Below are 4,026 nucleotides of genomic sequence, written 5' to 3' on the forward strand. Positions count from 1 at the left end.
CGGTCAAGCACCCTATATTTTGGCTGGTCAGAATTATAAGATCAAACACCAATGGATTGAAGTAAGAGAGGGTAAAGGTGCTCTGTTCAGTATGTATTCCGTCCTCGGTGAGCAAAACCCGTTGTTGATTGTCACACAAGGGCCGGTGCCGCATACCAATCTGCCGTCAAATTCAAGCACGGAACCCGTAGAACTTGAGTTTGAAGGCAAGAAAACAACAGGAGGACTCATCAAGATCGAATTGGCGGGTGTCAAATACATGCTCGATTGGCAGGATAATGGTTACTATTATTCCTGCGGCGGGCAGGTTGAAAAGGATGAATTGCTCAAAATTCCTGGAAAATTGACGCAGGCAGAATAAGGGAAACTATAGCTTTTCCGGTGTTCAGGAATGAAGACAAAAGAAGGAGGCGCCTAAAGAACTGAGTGCAGTTCAAAAGGAGCCTCCTTTTCTGTGGGTAAATTGCCTACGTCACTGGTGGATCGTAGAGATCGTTGGTGGTCATGTCAATCACCCTGATATCCCGTATCGCGGCCATTTCGCCGCTGGGGCAGCGTCCCGCGTGGGAACTTGGCTTGATTGAGATGACTGTTCCTGACAAGCCAAACAGTAGCAAGCAGCAGTATCGGGCTGTAACACGAAATAGTGACTAATATGGATGTGTGTGATGTGAAACGGTCTATGCAGGGATGAAAGGGAGCATATCAAAATCTTAGGCTTCGCTCCTTTTTCACGTAGAATTGTCTGAGCTGAGTGTTATGCTTTACGCAGAGTAAGCTATGCAAAATAGACTAAAAGTAGAAGGTCCGTGTCAATAGTGTATGATTACAAGAATATTGTAAAAAGGAACAGTTGTTGGCAGGGTTTTACAGAATAATGAAGAATTTAGGCTATAGAAAGTGTTTGCAGTTATACGGCTATTAGAAATAGGATGCCAGATTTTCCGCTCACGGGTGACTCACGTTATAAAAAAGTCAGAACTCAGCATGTCGAAGGAATACATAAAAAGAAAGCTGAAGTAGCGAACCAAATGGCGTTAATAGTTGTCCCAAATGTGGTGGGGAGTTAATCACGAGAAAGGGCAAATATGGAGATTTTAAAGGGTGTAAAAATTATCCGAAGTGTAGGTTACAATTACCAACTAGGCAATGAATTCGGATTTCGGTAAAAGTGGAGTCGATAGAGTATAAGTATTGATAATGTCTATTTATGCAAACTGTGTTCTGGTAGATAATTCAATCCTCCACAACCAATCCAGCAACCGAATAGTTGATACATTGCGATGTCTGAAATAAATGCTAAAATTCAAAGTGAATTCAAACCATTAGCGAGCCACGGAAACCCCTGCCAGCATAGTAGCATTCTGCTCCATTGTGGTACACAAAGACAGTGTCGTAACGACGATCACAGAAGATGGCCCCTCCTAGTTTTCTAATATTAGCAGGTGTTTTCACCCAGCTCGATGATTTCGTATCAAAATTCCCATGTTTCTGCAGCTCCCGGTATTGTTCTTCCGTTAAAAGCTCAATGCCCATGGCAGTAGCCATATCCATAGCGTTATTTTCTGGCTTATGCTCTTTCCTTGATTCCAGCGCTTCACGGTCGTAACAAACACTTCTGCGGCCTTTAGGACTCTCTGTTGAACAATCATAAAAAATGTATTCGTCCGACGTTTCATCATAACCAACAACATCCGGTTCACCGCCGGTTCTTTCCATTTCATTGAGTGACCACAGTTTTTCAGTATTGGCCTCCAGCTTTGCTTGTAATTTAGTCCATTCAATACCTTTATGGCGGTTCATGTTTTTCTCAAAACGGGCTTGCAATGCTCCAAGTAGTGCCACGTTTGACATGGTTAGTTTCCCCCTTATATGTTCTCTAAGTGCTTTGACTAAACCCCTTGTATTATATGTTCTAAGTCTATTTTCATTTTGCTTCGAGTGACATACTTACATCCTTTACACTTTTTGGTTATTGTTCCTGTAAAGTAGATAAGTATCCGGTTTTAACTGAATTATAGCTACCTCATAGCTGTTTAGTTCAACTCCGTGATATCCAATCCGAAGTTGTTGCGGAAATACATTCTTTAAATATAAACCGTTTGAATATCCAATTGCATGATCACTCCAAACGATGACCATGCTAAAGATAATCATCTCCTTGCGAGTAGTGTTGACTTAACTTGCAAGAGATAACAAATTACTATAATTAGAAATTAAATTACTAGGTTAATGTATACGAGGAGGAAAATAGATGATTGTCATGTATATTTTGGCAGGGTTAATGTTCGTATTATCAATAATGCTACTATCAGGCAGAGGAAGTTGGCTAATTGCTGGGTATAATACAATGAGTAAAGAAGAGCAAAATAAATATGACAGGAAAAAGTTAACCCGAGCAACAGGCATGATGTCAATAATAATCTCGATTGCAATGTTAGCCTTAGGTTTATCACTAATTAATGCCATCATCTTTTTAATTGCTATTTTTGTCTCCGTCATCATAACAATTATTTACACAAATAAATATTGCCTGAAACTTGATTCTGATAGAGAAGTAACCGATTTAATAATCGATAAACGAAAGCTCAATAATAAAACTATGATTGGTATTGGACTTGCAATTATTATAGCTTTGCTAGTTGGAATTTCAATGTATTTTAGTAGCAAGCCTCCTGTTTATGCTATTAGCAATGGTACCTTAGTTATTTCTACACAATATGGTAAGAGTGTATATTTATCGGAAATTAAAAGTGTACAATTAAAGAATAACCTTCCGGTGATTCAATCAAAGATTAATGGTCTTGGGTTAGGTTCTATTCAGAAAGGAAAGTTCTCTTCAGATATTGGTAATGTGACTTTATATATTGACACTTCTAAACCACCATTTATTTATATAAAGACTACATCTGAATTAATTATTCTAAATGATCAATCCAAATCTAAAACGGAAGCACTATTTGATGAGTTGAATTCAGATATTAAGAAGTCAATTGTACCTGTTGAAAAATCAAGTAGCACAAGTGTTGGGACGGTGAGCAAACCGGTAAAAAGAAATTTGGAATACTCATTAAACCTAACTTATAGCAAATCCATGATGAAATTCCTGATAATAAATAACACATCTAAAGATATTGAACTAATATTTTCCAATACGCATACATTTGACTTTATCTTGTCAAAGAATGGAAATATAGTATATGATAATTATAAAGATAATCCAAATGTTGCCAAATTTGCTTGGGAAACACACCAAATATTAATAGCTAATGGTGATATAAATTATATTGGGCAAGGCTATGATATCTGGTATGAAAATCTTACGAAGAAAGTTAACGATGGAATTTATAACTTCGAGTTTTACTCAACATCCGAAATGCTAAAAGATGTTCCACACTTTAAAGGGCAATTGGAAATAAAGGATGGGAATGTAAATGTTAATAGTATCCGACTTAATTAAACCTTTCCATCTCTAAATAGCCCTCCAATTGTTTCCAACACTTCCATTCCAGCAAATGCTGACACCGGGCGTAACTTTCGTATAGGGTGGGGCGTTTTTCGCTCCGGTGATGAAGTCGCGGAAGCAAGGATTAATTATATCTCTGATCATTTGGGCATTGTGAAAGAGGAAGTCATCCAGATTGTCAGTCTTTTGCGGGTATTTCGCAACAGCCTTGGCCAAGCAGTACGAAGCGGCTTTGCCTTATTTTGGGAACAGCGTTTGGCGAAATGGACGCACAACAAAGCTATCCAGAAAGCGGTTGAGAGCTACCGGATCGGCGATGAAGCAAAGGCGTACCTGCGGACTCTGGTTTGATGATGGGCTGCACCCGCGGTTTCTACTCGTTGGCAGATCGAGATATGGGTCCTAATCCCAAAGTATTTAAAGGCATTGATATTAACACCAATATGCCGACAAATTCCTCGATTCTAGGTCTGCTGCAAAGACCTACCTCTGAAAAATTTACCTTTTCAGAGGTAGGTCTTTGATGATAAGATTAGATAAGACACGATTTAACACGGTAC

Annotated in this window: 4 protein-coding genes and 3 pseudogenes; 6 read left to right on the plus strand and 1 reads right to left on the minus strand. The window is 38.8% G+C overall.

All coding sequences use genetic code 11. The features are described from left to right. From DSBG_RS21300 to DSBG_RS23885, 3 genes and pseudogenes are all read left to right on the plus strand, one after another. Nucleotides 1-361: pseudogene (locus tag DSBG_RS21300) on the plus strand (DUF4367 domain-containing protein); the annotation flags it as partial. 143 nt (nucleotides 362-504) lie between these two features. Continuing rightward, nucleotides 505-654: a Fic family protein gene (locus DSBG_RS24255; protein WP_348980993.1), complete on the plus strand. Its 150-nt coding sequence runs from the start codon at nucleotides 505-507 to the stop codon at nucleotides 652-654. A 415-nt stretch (nucleotides 655-1,069) separates the two neighbouring features. After that, the gene (locus DSBG_RS23885; RefSeq protein ID WP_242877798.1) at nucleotides 1,070-1,153 is read left to right on the plus strand and encodes a topoisomerase DNA-binding C4 zinc finger domain-containing protein; all 84 of its coding nucleotides are present in this window, start codon (nucleotides 1,070-1,072) and stop codon (nucleotides 1,151-1,153) included. A gap of 164 nt (nucleotides 1,154-1,317) precedes the next feature. Here DSBG_RS23885 and DSBG_RS21305 read toward each other — a convergent pair whose 3' ends face one another. Then, complete coding sequence (locus tag DSBG_RS21305) at nucleotides 1,318-1,854, minus strand: DUF4256 domain-containing protein (protein ID WP_068966994.1); 537 nt, start codon at nucleotides 1,852-1,854, stop codon at nucleotides 1,318-1,320. Nucleotides 1,855-2,254: 400 nt separating this feature from the next. On the opposite strand from DSBG_RS21305, the gene DSBG_RS21315 reads away from it, so the two are divergent. The 3 genes and pseudogenes from DSBG_RS21315 to DSBG_RS23890 form a co-directional block, all read left to right on the plus strand. Further along, complete coding sequence (locus DSBG_RS21315; RefSeq protein WP_068966998.1) at nucleotides 2,255-3,460, plus strand: DUF3784 domain-containing protein; 1,206 nt, start codon at nucleotides 2,255-2,257, stop codon at nucleotides 3,458-3,460. Nucleotides 3,461-3,659: 199 nt separating this feature from the next. Further along, nucleotides 3,660-3,817, plus strand: a pseudogene (locus tag DSBG_RS21320) (DNA alkylation repair protein); the annotation flags it as partial. Beyond that, nucleotides 3,808-3,942 (plus strand): annotated as a pseudogene (locus DSBG_RS23890) (APC family permease); the annotation flags it as partial. The pseudogenes DSBG_RS21320 and DSBG_RS23890, both read left to right, overlap by 10 nt. Between the last annotated feature and the right edge of the window lie 84 nt (nucleotides 3,943-4,026).

The organism is Desulfosporosinus cupriresistens, from assembly GCF_001707885.1.
In the GTDB taxonomy this organism is placed as follows: domain Bacteria; phylum Bacillota; class Desulfitobacteriia; order Desulfitobacteriales; family Desulfitobacteriaceae; genus Desulfosporosinus.